The following is a 17,242-nucleotide window of genomic DNA, read 5'->3' as shown; positions in this document are numbered from 1 at the left end:
AAGGGGCGGCATCTTGGGTGCTGCCCTTTTTTTTGCCCCCACCCTGTCAGGCGCGCCAAAACTTTGAAGTGAACATGACATAGACAGCCAACAATTCGAGCCGCCCGATCAACATGGCTGCGATCAATATCCATTTTGCTGTGTCGTTCAGACTGCCGAAATTGCCCGCCGGTCCAATGATCGGACCAAGGCCCGGCCCGATATTCGCCAATGCAGCCGCGGCGCCGGAAATCGAGGTGACAAAATCAAGGCCTGTGAGGCTCAGCGCGACTGAGATCAGCCCCAAAGACACAATGAAAAACATGAAGAACGACATCACCGAACTTAGAACATCCGCCCCTACTGGGCGGCCATCGTAGCGCGGGGTGAAAACGCCATGAGGCGAGCGGATGCGACGTAGCTGGGCGCGGATCGAAGCAAACAACAGTTGATAGCGGAACACCTTGATCGAACAGGTGGTCGAGCCCGCGCAGCCCCCGATCAGACCGATGAAAAAGAACAGGGCCACGGCAAACGGTCCCCATAGCATATAGTCCGCCGAGGCATATCCGGTTCCTGAGATGATCGAGGTGACGTTAAACAAAGCCTCGCGCAACATCTGTTCCGCATCATAGCTAAAGACAGCGCGTAGCATTATGAAGCCCACGCCGACCAGCACCGCCAATGTTATAAGAAAGCCCCGCACCTGAGGATCACGGTGCAGCGCCACCGGGTTGCCGTTGATCAACTGCACATAGCGCACGAAAGGCAGCGCCGCGAGGATCATGAAGAGGCTTGCGACATATTCAGCCGGGCCAGAGAACGTCGCGAAAGAGGCGTCATAGTTTGAGAACCCCCCCGTTGAAACAGTGGTAAGCGCGTGAACTGTCGCATCAAAAGCGCTCATTCCCAGGGCAAGATAGCTCAGCACACAGGCCAAGGTCAGCCACACATAGATCACCGAGATTTGCGTGGCGATTTGGCCGGCACGCGGAAGGATCTTGCCGAATGTGTCAAAGGACTCGGATTTGAAAATCTGCATCCCCCCGACCCGCAGTTCGGGCAGGAACACCATGGCCACAACGATAATGCCGATCCCGCCGAGCCATTGCAGGATACCGCGCCAGATGAGCAGCCCTTTGGGCAATGCGTCCAGCCCCGTCAGCACGGTAGAGCCGGTGGTGGTCAAACCCGACATGGCCTCGAACACCGCGTCGGTCACGCTGGCGTCTGTCGCGCCAAGGATGAAGGGGATCGCGCCAAACAACGGCAGCATCAGCCAAACGCCGGTGGTCAGCATGAAAGTCTGCTGTATCGTCAGCCCTTGGCGCACGCCATTGGCGCTGGCCAGAGCGATCATGCCGCCGCTGAGCGTGGTGATGACGGCGCTTTCGACAAAGACCCACCACTGCCCGCGCCCCTCGGCCAGATCAACGAGAATCGGCACGATCATGGCAAAGCCGAGCACTGCGACCAAAAGGCCCACGACATATCCGACTGGTCGTATATCCAACATTCGCGCAGCGTTGGCTTGGCCGCTCGCCGCTGTCAAGCGGCGACGGGTGCAGGGCGTCATTTGCCCGGCACCCGTGGCAGGTTTAGATATAGTAAAGGTCTTTGAACACTTCGTGTACGATTTGGTCGCGCTCGATGCCAAGCTCGGCCAATTCGGCATCGGTCTTGGCTTGCAGGCGTTGCACCTGCTCGTAGCGGAGATTTGCGGTCGAGCCCGTCATAATGCCATGGCCAATCCCTACGAAAAAGCGGCGCAGACCAGCGGCCGCACGGCGCAGGATATCGGTCAGCAAGACGGGGTGGGCGGGATGAGCGGTGCTCTGGTAAGTCATCTGATTGCCTTTGCAATTCCAGTGTTTCGATGACCAGTAGATAGGCAATGCTGCGCCGCAGCAGAACCGACGTTTCTGCATAGCGGCTGGGCGTGGCTTGCAGGGCTGCGTGGCCTATATGTGCCGATGCCCGGGGGCCAACCCCGGACCCCGAAGTATTTTTAAACGGAGAGAATGGGGCGGTTTAGCCCACGTGGAACAGGGTGTTAAACAGTTTGGGGTCGATGCTTTCAGCGGCGAATGTATCGCCTTGAGTCAAAATGCTGATCGCGTCGTGACTGTGCAGGCTTTCCTGGTGACTGGCGACAATGCGGAAATCTCCGACACGGTCTTCGGCCAGCAACTGTTCACAGAACAGCCGCGCCGCATCTTCCACGAAGATTGGGTTAGCGGCGTTGAGCTCGGCAAAGGCTTGTTCGTCTTCGCGTTTGACCATCACCTGTGTCTCGGTCGGCACCGCGCGGCGACAGAGGTCGATCAGGTCTTCGAACCAGAGACAATCGCCTGCGTCCAATGTCTCGACCGAAATCCGGGCCACAGACCGTTGCGAATGTGGGGTGGCCAATTGGCCGCGGGTTTGACGTGCATGTTCGCTGAGTTCCAGCGAACATGGGCAGGTGCTGGAATAGACATAATCGAGATGTATGATCTTCTTGCGCTTGCCGTCCTGCTCAACCAACTCAAGCGCGATGTCGTAATACTGATAGCCGGTAAGGCCAGAGCGTAGGCTGCCGATCTTCATCGGAAATGAGAACCGCATCTGAATCCGCGCGTCGAGGCTTTCAAGGTCCGCCTTATAATCGTCCAGCGCCGCTTCGATCACCGCAAAGCTAAAGGTAGCTTCGGCGTGTCGGTAAAAGCTGCGCATGATGCGGGACATGTTAATGCCCTTCTTTTCCGCATCCAAAGACACCGACCCCGTGACTGAAGTCTCAAGCTGCAAATCGCCGCCTTCGCGGCTGCGGTAGCGGATTGGCAGGCGGAAGTTGGAAATGCCGACGTGTTGGATCAACTGCTGCGCGCCGCGGATCAGGCTGGCCGGGCCATTTTGCAGGTCGGGCAGCGTGGCCATATAATTTGCGCCGGCCGCGAAATCGGCTGGATAGGCGCGGCTGAGCGTTGGGTAATCGGGCGCATTCAGCAGGCGAGCCATGGCGGGGTCGAGCTTGGCAATGTCTGCCGGGGTCGCGTTTGCCGCCCAAGCGCGCAGCGTTGCCAGCGCCGCTTTTGCGGCATCCTTGTCAGGTGCATCGGACAGATCTGTCACTATATTCATGGCACGGCCCTTCCCTAGAACGTCTTTATAGTAAGACGCAGGTCGGTGAAAAGCCACCGGGGCCCTGCCATATCATTTTAGCCTTGGTCGGCGGCACTCAGTGCCTGAAGCAGATCGGCCTCCAAATCAGAGACATGTTCAAGCCCGACACTGACCCGGATCAGTCCGGGGGTGATGCCTAAAAGGTCCTTTGTCTCTTGCGGAAGGCGCTGATGGGTTGTGGTTGCGGGATGGGTCAGGATGGTTTTGGCATCGCCCAGATTGTTCGAGATGACCCCAACTTTGATCGCGTTAAGAAATGCAAAGGCTGCTGCTTTGCCGCCGTTAAGGTCAAGCGACAGCACGGTGCCGCCTGCCCCCATTTGACGCGCGGCCAGGGCAGACTGCGGATGCCCCGGCAGACCGGGATAGATCACCCGCGACAGGGCGGCATGCCCCTCCAACGCTTCGGCCAGCGCCTGCGCACTGGCGGCTTGAGCGCGCACCCGCAGATCAATGGTCTCAAGCCCTTTGAGCATCACCCAAGCGGTGAAGGGGCTCATCGAACCGCCAGTGTGTTTCATATAGGGCTCAAGCGTGCCGCGGATAAAATCACGGCTGCCAAGCACCACACCGCCCAAAGCACGTCCCTGCCCGTCGATATGTTTGGTGGCCGAATAGACAACAACATCTGCGCCCTGCGCAATCGCGCGGGAGAACACGGGCGTGGCGAACACATTGTCGACCACGACCAAAGCGCCTTTGGCATGGGCAAGTTTAGCGACGGCTTCGATGTCGATGACCTCAAGCGTCGGATTGGCGACGGATTCAAAAAAGACCGCGCGCGTGTCTTCGCGGATTGCTGCCTCCCACGCATCCAGATCGCTGCCGTCCACAAAGGTCACCTCGACCCCGTAGCGGCCCAAGATTTCTTCGAGCACATAAATACAGGAGCCAAAAAGCGCACGGGCCGAGACGACGTGATCGCCGGCCTTGAGCATTGAGATCAGCGCGCCGGACACCGCTGCCATGCCGCTGGCCGTGGCAAAGGCGTCCTCCGCCCCTTCCAACGTGGCAATACGCTCTTCGAACATCGCGACTGTTGGATTGCCGTAGCGGGCGTAGATGAACTCATCCGGGCCAATCTCTTCAAAGCGGGCCTCGGCCTGTTCGGCGCTGTCATAGACAAACCCTTGGGTCATGAAGATCGCTTCGCTGACCTCGCCATATTGGCTGCGGCGTGTGCCTGCGTGGATCGCTTGGGTGCGCGGATGCCGATCTTTGCTCATATTTCTTCCCTTCGGCCCGATCATGCGGGCAATAAAAAACCCCAGACGCGGCCAAGCGAAAGGGGTCTTTCATCCTGACCTTTTAGCGGCATGTTTTACGTGGCCCACAATCCGGTAACAAATCGCCACGCGGCGTGAATTACGCCGCTGCGCCGTGCAGGTCAATAACTTCGCGACCGGGGGCCATTGCCCCACTCACCCTTGGTCTTTCTTCTCCCCGTAGGCTTCGAACAGCTTGCCCTGCGCCATAAAGAAAACGAAAATCGCCGCCGTAAGGCCGAACGTCTTGAAGTAAACCCATGTATCGGTTGAGAAAAACCGCCAGATCAGCTCGTTTGCCAGCGCCAGACCGAAAAAGAAGATCATCAGACGTTTGGTCAACAGCATCCAACCTGCGTCCTGCAAAGGCATCATCTCTTCCATCACGTATTTAAGATAAGATTGACCACGCAGCAGACCCACCGCCAAAAGACCACCGAACAACACATAGATCAGCGTCGGTTTCATTTTAAAGAATCGGTCATCGTTCAGCCAGACCGACAGCCCTCCAAAGATCACCACCAGCACCACCGTTGCCACCTGCATTCGGCTGATCTTGCCCGTTAATGCCCAAAGTGCCCCAGTGGCCAACACCAGCAGCGGCACGAACATCGCGGTGACGACAATGAAGCCATCGTATTGCGTGCCGCCAAAGGTATAGGTGTTATCCTTTAGCCATAGATAGGCAACGAGGAAGGCCAGCACCGGGCCATATTCCAACCCTGCCCGCAGCATTGGATTGATTTCTCTTGGTTCAGACATGCCTGCTCCTTCAGCCGCCCATTTCTACAATCACCGCCCCGGCCGCGATCAGCGCCATCAGCGCGATGCGGCGCGGGCCGACGGTTTCTTTCAGCACCAGCACCCCGATCAGCGCGGCAAAGACGGTGGACGTCTCGCGCAGCACTGCCGCCTCGCCCACTTTGTCGAGCCGCGTGGCCATCATTACCGACCCGAAGCTGGCGAATGCAATGATCCCGCCAACAAAGCCACGCAACATCAGCGGCGCAACCTTGGGCGGGTTCTCCATCCGGTGCCAGCGGCGCCAAGCGATCACCGGCATCACCAACCCGTCGATCATAAAAAACCACGCGAGGAAGGTGAAAGGATCAGCCGTGGCACGAATGCCGTAGGCGTCATATGTGGTGTAAAGCGCCACGAACAAGCCCGTCACCACCGCCAACCCAAGCGCTGCATGCAACGTATCGCGTGCAGCAACCAGATGGCGCAGATTATAGATCGCCAATCCAAAAATCCCGCTCAGCAAGACCCCGACGCCCATCCATTGCACGAGATTAAACTTCTCATCAAAAATCAGATAGGCGCCGACCACCGCAAAGAGCGGGCCCGTGCCGCGCACGACCGGATAGACGACGGTATATGCGCCTTTCGTATAGGCCCAAGCCTGCAACACCTTATAGAACACATGAATGACAAAGGCGCCGAGAAAGATCAGCCACATATGGGGTTCTGGCCAAGGCACAACAAAAAGTGCAAAGGGCGCTGCCATCATCCCGTAGGACGCATCAATCGCCCCGCGTGTGAGCCAGGGATCGTGCCGCCCCTTTTGCAATGCGCCGAAAACCGCATGAAGAAACGCCGCCGACAGGGCCAGCCAAAGCGCTGCCGTGTGGCCCGCTGGCGTGCCTTCGATTGACAATAGCCATTCGGTCATTGGGGAACCAGCCCGGCTACGAGCAGTTTACTCTTCAAAGTCTTCTTAATCCGCGGAATTTCAATGTTTGAAGCCCTGATCGCCGATCTTACCAACAGCTTTTCAAAGGTGCCCGTTACCGTCGCCGCCGCGCGGCTGCTTATGGCGGCCTTTCTGGCGGGGGTTGTTGGATATGAGCGGGAACGGCGGGACAAACCAGCGGGGCTGCGCACCCATATCATGGTGGCCATCGCGGCCTGTCTTTTCATCATCATTGGGCAGGAATTGGGCAGTCTGGAGTTTGGCGACGGCGACCAGATGCGGTTTGATCCATTGCGTCTGATCGAAGCTGTCACGGCTGGCGTGGCCTTTCTGGCAGCGGGGATCATCTTCACCTCCAACGGTGAGGTGCGCAACATCACTACAGGGGCGTCGATGTGGCTTGCCGGGGCGATTGGCCTATCCTGCGGTGCGGGGCAGATTCTGCTGGCCTGTCTGACGGCCTTTGTGGTGGTCACGGTATTGGCCGTTCTGCGAAAGGTAGAAAAGAAACTCGGGACCCACGACTGAAGCAGGCAGCCGCATGAAGCGGCGAAAGCGTTAGGCATCCACACCCACCAAAGCGGCGGCAAATTCCTGCGGATCAAAGGGGGAGAGATCGTCAATCTGCTCGCCCACACCCACGGCATGAATGGGCAGGCCGAATTGGTCTGCAAGGGCGACCAAAACGCCCCCTTTCGCAGTGCCGTCGAGCTTGGTCATGACCAAACCGCTCACATCTGAAATCTCTTGGAACACTTTCACCTGATTCACGGCGTTTTGCCCCGTCGTGGCGTCGAGGACCAAGAGGGTATTATGCGGCGCTGTCTCGTCTTTCTTGCGGATCACGCGGACGATCTTGGCCAGTTCCTCCATCAGATCACCCCGGTTTTGCAAACGGCCTGCGGTGTCAATCAGCAGCAGGTCAGCGCCTTCTTCCTGCGCGCGGCCCATCGCATCAAAGGCAAGGCTCGCCGGGTCACTGCCCTGTGCTGCGGTCAGCACCGGCACGCCTGCGCGCTCGCCCCAGACCTGCAATTGCTCCACCGCCGCGGCGCGAAACGTGTCGCCAGCGGCAATGACTACCTTCTTGCCGGCCGCGCGGAATTGAGAGGCCAGTTTGCCGATCGTCGTGGTCTTGCCAGAGCCGTTCACGCCGACCACCAGCACCACTTGTGGTGTTTTGGAATAGATCGGCAGTGGTCGGGCAACCGGCTCCATGATGCGCCCTACCTCGGTGGCGAGCAGTTGTTTGATCTCTTCGACCGAGAGTTTCTTGCCAAAACGTCCCTCGGCCATATTCGCCGTCACACGCAGCGCCGTATCAACGCCCATATCGGCGCTGATGAGGAGCTCTTCGAGCTGCTCAAGCATGTCATCGTCCAGTGTCCGCCGAACTGTTGTTTTGGCCGTGCGCCCCATCAAGCGGCCCAGCAGACCCGGTTTGGCCGTTGTGGTTTCAGTCGCTTCCCCCGTCAAATCGGGGGCGACCGGTGTCATAGCCTGCCGCAGCCCGCCGGGTTGTGGCATCTCGACCGGTGTGGGCGCAGGGCCGGGATCGTGGACGGGCGGCACAGGGTCCGGCTCTGGCGTTGGCTCAGGGTCGGAAACCGGGGGGATCGGCTCCGGCTCTGGTGTCGGTTCAGGGTCTTGTGGCGGTTCGTAAGGCTCCGGCGTCGGCTCCGGGTTCGGCAAGTCCGGCGCCGGGGTAGGCTCCGGCTGGCTGGGGTCAGGTTGCGGTTCTGGCTGATGCGCAGGTTCCGGGGTCGGCTGCGGGTCCGGCTGTGCTGTCCGTTCCGCCGCCAGCATCGGTCCGCTGTCTTCCTGACGGTCCGGCATCACGTCCGAGGCCAGCCCCGGTCTGTCCATCACCGCATCGACAGGCGCTGCCTCGGCCTCCGCCTCTGCTGCGCCGCCGTCGCTGACAATCGCCTCCAGCCCCTCGTCAATCTTGGACGAGGATTTGAACAAACGATCTTTTAGCTTTGTGAAGAATGCCATGGGCGCCTCCGTTGTTTCCACATGATCTATAGGCTCGCTCTGCCAGATGGAAGAGCGCGCCTATCGCAAGAGAAACCGTTGTCGCTGCCTGCAGGTTCAGATTTCTTCAGGGAAATGCTTCATGACCATGCGGATCGGGTTCGGCGCGGCTTGCCCCAGCCCGCAGATCGAGGCATCGACCATCGCGGTGGACAACTCCTCCAGCAGCCCCTGATCCCAATGGTCGGCCTGCATCAGTTTTACCGCCTTTTCACAGCCGACCCGACAGGGCGTGCATTGCCCACAGCTTTCGTCCTCAAAGAACCGAAGCATGTTGAGCGCCGCCGCCCGCGCGCTGTCCTGGTCTGACAGCACCACCACTGCGGCGGAACCGATGAAAGACCCATGCGGCTGGAGGGTGTCAAAGTCGAGCGGCACGTCATTCATTGCGGCAGGCAACAGCCCGGACGATGGCCCGCCCGGCTGGTAGGCCTTGAACCGATGCCCTTCGGCCATGCCCCCTGCCGCGTCGATAATGTCAGTAATTGTCGAGCCTGCGGGCAGCAGATACATTCCCGGCTTGGCCACGCGACCAGAAACCGAATAGCTGCGCAGCCCTGTGCGCCCGTTCTTTTCGGTCGCGTTCAACACCTGCGGCCCCTCGCGACAGATGCGTGCCACCCAGTGCAGGGTTTCGATGTTATGGACCAATGTGGGTCGGCCGAAGACCCCCACCTGCGCGACATAGGGCGGACGGTGGCGTGGCAGCCCGCGCCTGCCTTCGATACTCTCGATCATCGCGCTCTCTTCACCACAGATATAAGCCCCGGCGCCGCGACGCAGTTCGACATAGCCGGGCGTTATGATGCCTGCCGCTTCCAACGCAACAATCTCGCGGCGCAGAATTTCCAACACCGCCGGATATTCATCGCGCATATAGAGGAAAACAGTTTCGGCCTCGACCGCCCAAGCGGCGATCAACATGCCTTCCAAGAAAAGATGCGGCGTACGTTCGAGATACCAGCGGTCTTTGAATGTGCCGGGCTCGCCCTCATCCCCGTTCACCGCCAAATAGCGCGGCCCCGGATTGGCGCGGACAAAGCCCCATTTCTTGCCAGAGGGGAAGCCCGCGCCGCCCAAGCCGCGCAACCCGGCTTCAAGAAGTTGAGACTGTACGGCTTCCCAGTCGCCCCCCTCACGCAGCTTTAGCAGCTCAGCGTAACCGCCTGCTTTCGCGTAGCTTTCATAGGTCTGGTAGTCTGGCAAACGCGCATGGGTCTCCCCTGCAGCAATCGCCGCCCGTACCTTTTCAGGGGTGGCGTGATCAATATGGTTATGCCCCAACTCCAACACCGGCGCGGTATCGCAACGCCCCATACAGGGCGCGCGAAGCACACGGACCTCAGCCGGATCAAGCCCCTCCTCTAACGCGGTTTTCAACGCCTGCGCGCCGGCCAATTCACAAGACAGCGAATCGCAAACACGGATCGTAAGCGCGGGCGGCGGGGCTTCCCCCTCTTTCACCAAATCGAAATGGGCGTAGAAACTGGCGACCTCATAAACCTCGGCCATGGAAATACGCAGCTCTTCGGCCAGCGCGCGCATATGCGGAGCGGACAAATGGCCGAACCTGTCCTGAAGCAGATGGAGATATTCGATCAACAGATCGCGGCGTGGCGGAGCCTCCCCCAGAAGAGCGCGCACTTCGTTCCACGCAGTATCTTGCAACTGGCGGCCCTTGGGGTGATGACGCCCTTTGCCTTTGCCAGATTTCCAAACCCCTTTTTGCGGGTCTTTGCCTGCCGCATTGTCCTGACCATCCAGCGCCATGTTTCCCCCCCGGTATCTCGCTTTGCGCCCTGTCTAGCCTATCCAAGCCCCAGGCGGCGATCAAAAAACGACACTTATTCGCATGTTTGAGTTGCGTGCCCCCGGCGATGCGAAGGACGAGATCTGAAACCCGTGCTGACCTTTGGCTTTCGCTTTGTGTCGGTGGACGTCACTATAGCGCAAACCGTGCAAGGAACGCAGATGTTTTGGTATGCCGCTGCCAGCCTAACCCCCGCAATCTTGATCGCGCTGGCGTGCCTCTGGGGCGGGGTCTGGCCCTTGTTGGCGCTGGTGTCGATCACTGGCCATGTCGCATTTATGGACAGGCTCGGACGGGTGCTGGCGCTGTCTGACAGTGCGGGGCGCGGGCTGACCTTGGCCTTGGCTGCCGCACATTTCTTCGTGTTGCCGCTCGGGGTCTGGGCGATTGGCGCGGCGCCGCATCTGGGCGGTTGGGACCGTGCCATGATCTTTGGTGCGTTGGGATTGTTTCTCGGCCAAGTGAGCAATTCCAACGCGCATGAGTTGATCCATGCAAGCCAGCGGCTGCCACGACGCATCGGCACTGCGATCTATATCTCCTTGCTGCATGGGCATCACGTTTCGGCCCATCTGCGCGTGCATCACCCGGCAGCGGCCACGCCAGATGATCCAAATTCCGCCCCCCGCGGCCTCGGGTTTTGGCGGTTCCTGTTAAGGGCATCTGTCGGCGAGTTTCGGGCTGGATGGCAGGCAGACAGGGCACACCGCGCACGAGCGCGAACTAAGCTCTCTACCTTCAGCCACCCCTATCTGGCATATCTAACGGGCGGCGCGCTCGCCCTGCTTAGCGCTTGGGGGATCGGGGGGGTGGCCACGCTGGCAGCTTATCTCGGCCTTGCTGCCTATGCGCAGATGCAACTGCTGCTGTCGGATTATGTGCAACATTACGGGCTGCGCCGCCGACAGCGCTCGGATGGGCGTTATGAACCGATCGGCCCGCAACACAGTTGGAACGCGCCTAAGTGGTATTCTTCCGCGATGATGCTCAACGCGCCGCGTCATTCAGACCACCACTTGCGCCCGCAACGTGCCTTTCCGACGTTGGAGGTCACTGATGACATGCCCAAACTGCCCTATTCGCTGCCTATCATGGCGGTGATCGCACTCTTCCCGCCCCTGTGGCGGCGGGTGATGGATCGGCGGGTAAACCGCTGGCAAAAGGAAATGGGCCTATAGTTCTAGCGCGACGCAGTCCTTTCTGGCAGGCTGATCTCATGAGACTTGCTCTGACCTTCCTGTGCTTGCTGCTCTCCCCGCCTGCCTTGGCCGAAATGTCAGCGGCGGAGTTTGATGCCTACACCCGCGGGCAGACGCTCTATTATGGGCAAGGCGGCGCGCCCTATGGGGCGGAAATATATCACGAAAATCAGCGCGTTCAGTGGTCTTTTCTCGACGGCCATTGCAAGGAAGGCCGCTGGTATGAGGCAGACGATCTGATCTGCTTTGTCTATGAGGACAACCCGGAGCCGCAATGCTGGAGCTTTGTCAAAGGGCCGAATGGGCTGATTGCCCGCTTCGCGAACGATCCCCAGCAGACCGAGCTTTATGAAGCTGACATGGGGGACACCCCGCTATTATGCCTCGGGCCAGAGGTCGGCGTTTGACGTCCTAAAGCAGCGAACCTTGATCGGGCGGTGTTTTCGCTTTGGGTCCGCCACTCGATTTTCCGTCCAGTTCCAAGCGACCATCGGCGAATTCAATCTCAAGACGGCCTGCGGTTTCGGCAGCGGCGGATGCTGTCACCACCTCGCCATCGCCGCGCACCACGGCAAACCCTCGCGCAAGGGTCTCGCGGTAGCCCAGAGTGCCAAGCGTGCGGCCAAGCGCCTCGATCTGACGGCGGCGCTGCTCTTGTGCCGCAGAACCCGCCCGCGCCAGCCGGGCGAGCAGATCCCCCAACCGCTGGGACTGTTTAGAAATGTCGCGTGATAAGACATCGGGATGGAAATTTTGCACACGCGTGGACAGGCGTTCGCGACGGTTGGAAATTTGGCGGTGCAACACCTGAGGCTGAAAACGCGCACTGCGCAGGCCAAACCTTTCGCGTTGCCCTGCAAGGTTGCGCTCCCAAGCGGGGGACAAGCGAGCCGACAGTTTTGCCAACCGCTGCCGATCCGCATCAAGATGGCGGCGCAGGGTGCCGGGCCGCAAACCACCAGACATATCGGCCAGCGCTACTCTGCGGCCCTGCACCCCCGCAATAAGAGCAGGGGCCAGCTTCTCCCCGCCACGATCAAGCCGCTGGCGCGGTCCCTCAAGCAAGGTATCCGCACGCGGCAAGGCGCGGGCCATATCGCGCATGCGCTGGCCCCGCCGCGTCAACCCTTGGCTCAGCGCCTGACGCATCCTTGCGCCCTGCCCGTCAAGCCAAGCTGCCAGCTCATGCCGCACCGGAACCGCCAGTTCAGCCGCCGCAGTCGGTGTCGGGGCGCGTTTGTCGGACACAAAATCGATCAGCGTCGTATCCGTTTCATGACCCACAGCCGAGATCAGCGGGATGTCAGACCTCGCAGCGGCGCGGGCAACGGTTTCTTCGTTGAACCCCCAAAGATCCTCAACCGAGCCGCCCCCGCGTGCAACGATCAGCAGGTCGGGCCGTGGCAGCGCACCGCCGGGGGTCAGACGGTTGAACCCTTCAATCGCCCGCACCACCTCGGGCGCGCATTTCGCGCCCTGCACTGCGACAGGCCAGATCAAGACTTTGCGCGGGAAGCGGTCGCGCAGCCGATGCAGGATATCGCGAATCACCGCGCCGGAGGGTGAGGTTACAACGCCAATAATCTCGGGCAGATACGGCAGCGGGCGTTTACGCTCGGGGGCAAACAACCCTTCCGCCGCCAGCGCCGCTTTGCGTTTCTCCAAAAGCGCCATAAGCGCGCCCATGCCCGCTGGCTTGATGTCTTCGATGACAATTTGATACTTTGATTGGCCGCCAAAAGTGGTGATCCGCCCGGTGGCGACCACCTCCATCCCCTCTTCTGGCTGGGTGTCGAGCCTGCCCGATACGCCCTTCCAGATCACGCCCGAGATCACCGACCGGTCGTCCTTGAGATCAAGATAGATATGGCCTGACCGCGGACGGCTGACCCGGCCCACTTCGCCCCGGATCCGCACATGGCCAAACTCGCCCTCGATCACCCGTTTGATCGCGCCTGAAAGCTCGGTCACGGTGAATTCGGGGCTGTTCCCGGCGGCGGCAGGGTCGTCGAACAGATCCATGAGGAGTCCTTGTGTTTATCCGACCCCCAACTTAGAACGCCCGCAAACGAAGGCCAAGGGAGTGCGCGCCATGAATATCCTGATCCTCGGCAGCGGTGGGCGGGAACATTCTCTCGCTTGGGCGGTCATGCAGAACCCTAAATGCGACAAGCTAATCGTGGCGCCCGGCAATGCGGGGATCGCGGCCATTGCGCAATGTGCCAAGCTCGACATTATGGACGGCGCCGCCGTGGTGGCCTTTTGCGAAGGCAACAACATCGATTTCGTGATTATCGGACCCGAAGCGCCCTTGGCCGCAGGCGTGGGCGATGATCTGCGTGCGGCAGGGTTTGACGTTTTCGGCCCTTCCAAAGCAGCAGCGGCGCTTGAAGCCTCCAAAGCCTTCACCAAAGAAATTTGCGACGCCTGCAACGCGCCCACGGCAGCTTACGGCCATTTCACCGATGCCGAGAGCGCCCGCGCCTATGTCGCGCAGCAAGGTGCGCCGATTGTGATCAAGGCCGATGGTCTGGCAGCGGGCAAAGGCGTCATTATCGCCATGACCACCGAAGAAGCACTGGCCGCGGTGGACGAGATGTTCGACGGCGCCTTTGGCGACGCAGGTGCCGAAGTGGTGATCGAAGAGTTCATGGAGGGCGAAGAGGCGTCGTTCTTTGTGCTTTGCGACGGGGAAACCGTCCTGCCCATCGGCACTGCGCAAGACCACAAACGTGTGGGCGAAGGCGACACCGGCCCCAACACCGGCGGCATGGGCGCCTATTCCCCTGCTCCGGTGTTGAGCGACGAAATAGCCGAACGTGCTCTCGACGAGATCATCCGCCCCTGCATGGCCGAAATGGCCAAGCGCGGGATGCCTTACCAAGGGGTGCTCTATGCCGGGTTGATGATCAAAGACGGGGTGCCGCGATTGGTGGAGTACAACGTCCGTTTCGGCGATCCGGAATGTCAGGTGCTGATGATGCGCTTGGGCGCACAGGCGTTTGACCTGATCCAGGCTGCCGCCAAGGGGACGCTGGCCAATATGCCGGTGCATTGGGCCGAAGACCACGCGCTAACGGTGGTGATGGCAGCCAAAGGCTATCCGGGAACCTATGAAAAGGGCAGCGAGATCAAAGGGCTGAAAGACTTGCCTGAAGATAGCGCAAATATGGTCTTCCACGCCGGCACAGTGGCCAACAACGGGTCCATTCGCGCCAACGGCGGGCGGGTGTTAAACGTCACCGCACGCGGCGCGACATTGGCAGAGGCCCAAGCGCGGGCCTATGCGATGGTGGATGGGATCGATTGGCCCGAAGGGTTCTGCCGTCGCGATATCGGCTGGCGCGCCCTGAGCTGAATTTGCCGGGGCGAGGCCTCCGCCGCTATACGACGCGCCTCGCCCTACCACTTCGGCTTCGGCTTCGGCTTCGGTGGCAATCAAGGCCGGAAAGCCGAAGCAAGAGGTCTATCAGATCTGTTTCTCTGGCATCTGCACGCGCAGACCGTCCAGGTCATCCGTGACCTTTAGCTGACAAGTCAGACGCGAGCGTTCAGGGTCCGGCTCAAAGGCGAAGTCGAGCATGTCCTCTTCCATGTCGTCCTTGGCGGGTAGCTTATCTGTCCATGCCGGGTCCACGTAGACGTGGCAGGTCGAGCAAGCGCAAGCGCCGCCGCAGTCGGCCTCGATGCCCGGAATGTTATTGTCCCGTGCGCCTTCCATGACCGTCATGCCATTGGCGACTTCGACCACATGCTCGGTGCCGGAATGTTCGACATAGGTGATTTTGGCCATTGAAACGCCCTTTCGCTATAGAAGTTCGGCCTTGTTTAGCGGGCTATGGCAGGTGGTTCCAGCCCATTTCGACAGCCTCCTGCCTCAGATGACATTGCGGTGGGCAAGGGTGGTTTGTGCCGCTACTCTACAGCGCAAACCACAAGGCAAAAGCCGAAAGAGCAGGCATGTATCAGCCCCACCCGCGCCGGAAATTCTCAATCCACATTGCAATCATGCTGGCCTGCGCTGGTCTTGCGGCATGTGAGACGGGCTCCACTGTCGCCCCGCCCCCCGAACCCGGCGTGCTTGAGGCCACCCGCAACGGCCCAGCCGGTGCGGCTGAAGGCAGTTGCTGGGGCCGCACCGTCAGCCCAGCAGTCATTGAGACGGTCACCGAGCAGGTGCAGTTGCAACCTGCAAAGGTCAATCCTGATGGGAGCATTGCGAAACCTCCCGTCTATAAAACCGAAACCCGGCAAGAGATTGTCAAAGCGCGGGTCGACAACTGGTTTGAGACCCCCTGCCCCGATGTGCTGACGCCCGAGTTCAACAAGTCACTGCAACGGGCGTTGCAGGCACGGTCCTATTATCACGGTCCGATCACTGGGGAGATGGATGCCGCCACCCGCCGTGCGGTGCAGCGCTACCAATCGCAACGCGGGCCAGACAGCGGTGTGCTCGCGCTGAAAACCGCCCGCGATCTGGGGCTGATCGCGGTGCCACGGCCCGAGAGTTAAACTCTGAGACAAAAAAGGACGCCCGAAGGCGTCCTTTCATCGCAGTGATGATCCGAGCTTATTCGCCCAATGACAGGGCGACGAACCGGGGATCACCGCCGCGCCGGACCAAAAGCAGCAGCGACTTGCGCCCTGCCTCTTTGGCGGCGCTGATGCGCTCTTCAAGCTCGCTAATGCTCGCGACTTTCTGCTGGCCCGCCTCGGTGATGATATCTCCCATCCGCAAACCTTTCTCAAAGGCTTCCGAAGTCTCATCCACGTCGGTCACAGCAAGACCGTCCATATCGTCATCAGCGCCCAGTTCTGCGCGCAGGTCATCGGTCAACGGCGTGAGTGTCAGCCCCATGAGGGACGCCGACTGCGGCCCAGCGTCTGCGCCGTCTTCAGCGTTGTCCTGTGCGGCAGGTGTCGCGGTCCCGTCGGCATCCTCCCGACGGCCCAGCACTACCTTGATGGTCTGTGTCTTTCCTTCACGCAGCACGGTCACACGCACTGTGGCGCCGACAGGGCTGTTGCCCACCTGACGGACAAGCGCACGGGTGTCCTTCACCTCAACACCGTCGAACGATTTAATGACATCGCCGGTTTTCAAGCCTGCTTCCCGCGCCGGGCCTTCAGGGACGTCCGTGATCAAAGCACCAACGGCATTTTTCAGCCCCATGGCATCTGCCACATCTTCGGTTACATCCTGAATACGCACGCCGAGCCAACCGCGACGGGTTTCGCCAAATTCTTTCAGCTGATCAATGACCCGCGTCACCACGTTGGACGCCATGGAAAAGCCGATCCCGATGGAGCCGCCATTGGGCGACAGAATGGCGGTGTTCACGCCGATCACTTCGCCGTCCATATTGAACAGCGGCCCGCCTGAGTTGCCCCGGTTGATCGCCGCATCGGTCTGGATGTAATCATCATAGGTGCCAGACAGCGCCCGGTTGCGGGCCGAAACGATCCCAGCCGAGACCGAAAAACCCTGGCCCAACGGGTTGCCCATGGCGATCACCCAATCCCCGACGCGGGCGGCATTGCTGTCGCCAAAAGACACGAAGGGAAGCGGCTTGCTGGCTTCGACCTTGAGCAGCGCAATGTCGGTTTTCGGGTCGGTGCCGATAACCTTGGCCACCAGTTCTTCGCCTGAGAAAAATTCGATGGTGATCTCATCGGCACTTTCAATCACGTGATTGTTGGTGACCACATAGCCATCTTCCGAAATCACGAAGCCCGAACCGAGTGCGGAGGACCGACGTGGACGGTTGCCTTCGCCGTTACGGTCCTGAAATTCGCGAAAGAAATCTTCAAACGGAGAGCCTTCCGGGACGATCCCCTGAGGGCCAGTGCGGCCCTCTACCACGGTCGAGGTGGTAATATTCACAACCGAAGGGCTGATCTTTTCTGCCAGAGGCGCGAGGCTTTCGGGTTTGGCGAGCGCCATGGTGGCTTGCAGGACAAGAAGCGACAGCGCCATCACCCCCATCGCCATAGCTCGAATCCAAAGAGTGTTCTGTGCTGTTCTGGACAGGGAAACCGCCTGGGCCTGCATTCATCGTCTCCTGATTATTCCTGTTGTTCCCAACCGGGG

The 17,242-nt window shown here is 60.1% G+C and carries 16 protein-coding genes and 1 riboswitch; of the genes, 5 read left to right on the top strand and 11 right to left on the bottom strand.

Features of this window, described 5'->3' with window-relative positions; genetic code table 11:
* Window positions 1-46: 46 nt before the first annotated feature.
* The 6 genes from HTT03_RS12555 to HTT03_RS12530 all read right to left on the bottom strand — a co-directional run bounded on the left by HTT03_RS12555 (window position 47) and on the right by HTT03_RS12530 (window position 6,084).
* Window positions 47-1,495 carry a TrkH family potassium uptake protein gene (locus tag HTT03_RS12555; RefSeq protein ID WP_174860117.1) on the bottom strand — a complete coding sequence of 483 codons (1,449 nt, stop codon included), beginning with the start codon at window positions 1,493-1,495 and terminating at the stop codon, window positions 47-49.
* 82 nt (window positions 1,496-1,577) lie between these two features.
* Window positions 1,578-1,826, bottom strand: coding sequence for a DUF1127 domain-containing protein (locus tag HTT03_RS12550; protein WP_174860116.1), 249 nt, complete (start codon window positions 1,824-1,826; stop codon window positions 1,578-1,580).
* A gap of 184 nt (window positions 1,827-2,010) precedes the next feature.
* A complete protein-coding gene (gene folE2 / locus HTT03_RS12545) occupies window positions 2,011-3,102 on the bottom strand; it encodes a GTP cyclohydrolase FolE2 (protein WP_174860115.1) in 1,092 nt (363 codons plus the stop codon).
* 77 nt (window positions 3,103-3,179) lie between these two features.
* Window positions 3,180-4,370 (bottom strand): O-succinylhomoserine sulfhydrylase, encoded by a 1,191-nt coding sequence (metZ, locus tag HTT03_RS12540; RefSeq protein ID WP_174860114.1) that lies wholly within the window; start codon window positions 4,368-4,370, stop codon window positions 3,180-3,182.
* 62 nt (window positions 4,371-4,432) lie between these two features.
* Window positions 4,433-4,509, bottom strand: a riboswitch (SAM riboswitch).
* Window positions 4,510-4,565: 56 nt separating this feature from the next.
* Window positions 4,566-5,171 carry an inner membrane-spanning protein YciB gene (locus tag HTT03_RS12535; protein WP_174860113.1) on the bottom strand — a complete coding sequence of 202 codons (606 nt, stop codon included), beginning with the start codon at window positions 5,169-5,171 and terminating at the stop codon, window positions 4,566-4,568.
* A gap of 10 nt (window positions 5,172-5,181) precedes the next feature.
* A complete protein-coding gene (locus HTT03_RS12530) occupies window positions 5,182-6,084 on the bottom strand; it encodes a DMT family transporter (protein ID WP_174860112.1) in 903 nt (300 codons plus the stop codon).
* A gap of 63 nt (window positions 6,085-6,147) precedes the next feature.
* Between HTT03_RS12530 and HTT03_RS12525 the strand changes: the two genes are divergently transcribed.
* Window positions 6,148-6,633 (top strand): MgtC/SapB family protein, encoded by a 486-nt coding sequence (locus HTT03_RS12525; RefSeq protein WP_174860111.1) that lies wholly within the window; start codon window positions 6,148-6,150, stop codon window positions 6,631-6,633.
* Between the two features lie 30 nt (window positions 6,634-6,663).
* Here the strand turns inward: HTT03_RS12525 and ftsY are convergent, their stop codons facing one another.
* Window positions 6,664-8,103, bottom strand: a complete 1,440-nt coding sequence (gene ftsY / locus HTT03_RS12520; protein ID WP_174860110.1) for a signal recognition particle-docking protein FtsY — start codon at window positions 8,101-8,103, stop codon at window positions 6,664-6,666.
* 96 nt (window positions 8,104-8,199) lie between these two features.
* A complete protein-coding gene (locus HTT03_RS12515) occupies window positions 8,200-9,912 on the bottom strand; it encodes an NAD(P)H-dependent oxidoreductase subunit E (RefSeq protein WP_174860109.1) in 1,713 nt (570 codons plus the stop codon).
* Between the two features lie 201 nt (window positions 9,913-10,113).
* Here HTT03_RS12515 and HTT03_RS12510 point away from each other — a divergent pair, with 201 nt between their 5' ends.
* A complete protein-coding gene (locus tag HTT03_RS12510; protein ID WP_174860108.1) occupies window positions 10,114-11,130 on the top strand; it encodes an alkane 1-monooxygenase in 1,017 nt (338 codons plus the stop codon).
* Between the two features lie 38 nt (window positions 11,131-11,168).
* The gene (locus HTT03_RS12505) at window positions 11,169-11,558 is read left to right on the top strand and encodes a hypothetical protein (RefSeq protein WP_174860107.1); all 390 of its coding nucleotides are present in this window, start codon (window positions 11,169-11,171) and stop codon (window positions 11,556-11,558) included.
* Between the two features lie 4 nt (window positions 11,559-11,562).
* Here HTT03_RS12505 and xseA read toward each other — a convergent pair whose 3' ends face one another.
* Complete coding sequence (gene xseA, locus HTT03_RS12500) at window positions 11,563-13,173, bottom strand: exodeoxyribonuclease VII large subunit (protein ID WP_174860106.1); 1,611 nt, start codon at window positions 13,171-13,173, stop codon at window positions 11,563-11,565.
* Between the two features lie 70 nt (window positions 13,174-13,243).
* Here xseA and purD point away from each other — a divergent pair, with 70 nt between their 5' ends.
* The gene (gene purD, locus HTT03_RS12495) at window positions 13,244-14,509 is read left to right on the top strand and encodes a phosphoribosylamine--glycine ligase (RefSeq protein ID WP_174860105.1); all 1,266 of its coding nucleotides are present in this window, start codon (window positions 13,244-13,246) and stop codon (window positions 14,507-14,509) included.
* 111 nt (window positions 14,510-14,620) lie between these two features.
* On the opposite strand, the gene HTT03_RS12490 is transcribed toward purD, so the two are convergent.
* Window positions 14,621-14,944, bottom strand: coding sequence for a 2Fe-2S iron-sulfur cluster-binding protein (locus tag HTT03_RS12490; RefSeq protein WP_174860104.1), 324 nt, complete (start codon window positions 14,942-14,944; stop codon window positions 14,621-14,623).
* A 167-nt stretch (window positions 14,945-15,111) separates the two neighbouring features.
* Between HTT03_RS12490 and HTT03_RS12485 the strand changes: the two genes are divergently transcribed.
* The gene (locus HTT03_RS12485; protein ID WP_174860103.1) at window positions 15,112-15,663 is read left to right on the top strand and encodes a peptidoglycan-binding domain-containing protein; all 552 of its coding nucleotides are present in this window, start codon (window positions 15,112-15,114) and stop codon (window positions 15,661-15,663) included.
* A gap of 58 nt (window positions 15,664-15,721) precedes the next feature.
* On the opposite strand, the gene HTT03_RS12480 is transcribed toward HTT03_RS12485, so the two are convergent.
* Window positions 15,722-17,143 carry a DegQ family serine endoprotease gene (locus HTT03_RS12480; protein ID WP_425506324.1) on the bottom strand — a complete coding sequence of 474 codons (1,422 nt, stop codon included), beginning with the start codon at window positions 17,141-17,143 and terminating at the stop codon, window positions 15,722-15,724.
* Between the last annotated feature and the right edge of the window lie 99 nt (window positions 17,144-17,242).

Origin of the sequence: Sulfitobacter maritimus, from assembly GCF_013346665.1 — a bacterium.
In the GTDB taxonomy this organism is placed as follows: Bacteria; Pseudomonadota; Alphaproteobacteria; order Rhodobacterales; family Rhodobacteraceae; genus Sulfitobacter; species Sulfitobacter maritimus.
The sequence above is the reverse complement of the archived record's forward strand: the minus strand, read 5'-3'. Positions and strand labels throughout refer to the sequence as shown.

What these genes read in the sequence shown, in the direction of transcription:
- HTT03_RS12555 (WP_174860117.1), bottom strand. Translation starts at nt 1,495, where the DNA reads ATGTTGGATATACGACCAGTCGGATATGTCGTGGGCCTTTTGGTCGCA.
- HTT03_RS12550 (WP_174860116.1), bottom strand. Translation starts at nt 1,826, where the DNA reads ATGACTTACCAGAGCACCGCTCATCCCGCCCACCCCGTCTTGCTGACC.
- folE2 (WP_174860115.1), bottom strand. Translation starts at nt 3,102, where the DNA reads ATGAATATAGTGACAGATCTGTCCGATGCACCTGACAAGGATGCCGCA.
- metZ (WP_174860114.1), bottom strand. Translation starts at nt 4,370, where the DNA reads ATGAGCAAAGATCGGCATCCGCGCACCCAAGCGATCCACGCAGGCACA.
- HTT03_RS12535 (WP_174860113.1), bottom strand. Translation starts at nt 5,171, where the DNA reads ATGTCTGAACCAAGAGAAATCAATCCAATGCTGCGGGCAGGGTTGGAA.
- HTT03_RS12530 (WP_174860112.1), bottom strand. Translation starts at nt 6,084, where the DNA reads ATGACCGAATGGCTATTGTCAATCGAAGGCACGCCAGCGGGCCACACG.
- HTT03_RS12525 (WP_174860111.1), top strand. Translation starts at nt 6,148, where the DNA reads ATGTTTGAAGCCCTGATCGCCGATCTTACCAACAGCTTTTCAAAGGTG.
- ftsY (WP_174860110.1), bottom strand. Translation starts at nt 8,103, where the DNA reads ATGGCATTCTTCACAAAGCTAAAAGATCGTTTGTTCAAATCCTCGTCC.
- HTT03_RS12515 (WP_174860109.1), bottom strand. Translation starts at nt 9,912, where the DNA reads ATGGCGCTGGATGGTCAGGACAATGCGGCAGGCAAAGACCCGCAAAAA.
- HTT03_RS12510 (WP_174860108.1), top strand. Translation starts at nt 10,114, where the DNA reads ATGTTTTGGTATGCCGCTGCCAGCCTAACCCCCGCAATCTTGATCGCG.
- HTT03_RS12505 (WP_174860107.1), top strand. Translation starts at nt 11,169, where the DNA reads ATGAGACTTGCTCTGACCTTCCTGTGCTTGCTGCTCTCCCCGCCTGCC.
- xseA (WP_174860106.1), bottom strand. Translation starts at nt 13,173, where the DNA reads ATGGATCTGTTCGACGACCCTGCCGCCGCCGGGAACAGCCCCGAATTC.
- purD (WP_174860105.1), top strand. Translation starts at nt 13,244, where the DNA reads ATGAATATCCTGATCCTCGGCAGCGGTGGGCGGGAACATTCTCTCGCT.
- HTT03_RS12490 (WP_174860104.1), bottom strand. Translation starts at nt 14,944, where the DNA reads ATGGCCAAAATCACCTATGTCGAACATTCCGGCACCGAGCATGTGGTC.
- HTT03_RS12485 (WP_174860103.1), top strand. Translation starts at nt 15,112, where the DNA reads ATGTATCAGCCCCACCCGCGCCGGAAATTCTCAATCCACATTGCAATC.
- HTT03_RS12480 (WP_425506324.1), bottom strand. Translation starts at nt 17,143, where the DNA reads ATGGCGATGGGGGTGATGGCGCTGTCGCTTCTTGTCCTGCAAGCCACC.